The organism is Mesorhizobium sp. M7A.F.Ca.US.006.01.1.1, assembly GCF_003997935.1.
Lineage (GTDB): Bacteria > Pseudomonadota > Alphaproteobacteria > Rhizobiales > Rhizobiaceae > Mesorhizobium.
This window is the reverse complement of record NZ_RZQL01000558.1, coordinates 1-255: the sequence shown is the minus strand read 5'-3', so window position 1 is coordinate 255 and position 255 is coordinate 1. Positions and strand designations below refer to the sequence as shown.

Below are 255 nucleotides of genomic sequence, written 5' to 3'. Positions count from 1 at the left end.
ATCGAAGCTCGAATGGCTGTAGCCGCCGAGCAAACCGACACGCCAGCCGCCCACCAGCGTGTCGGCGCCCGCCAGCAGGCCCCCCGTCGAACGATCGAAAGCGGCGGCATTGCCGTCGCTGTCGGTATTGCCCCACGACCCAAAGGCCTGACCCCAGACGGCAAAACGGTCGGTGTCGGCGGCGACCATTTCCGGGCCGCCCTCGCCATAGGCCATGACCGGCAATGCGGCCGCGCCAACATCGCCGAAGGCGGC

General features: G+C 69.0%; 1 protein-coding gene. It reads right to left on the bottom strand.

Going from position 1 to position 255, the window contains the following annotated elements; genetic code table 11:
- Nucleotides 1-255, bottom strand: a 255-nt coding sequence (locus tag EN943_RS37475; protein ID WP_127416647.1) for an autotransporter domain-containing protein, incomplete at both ends; no start/stop codon positions are given.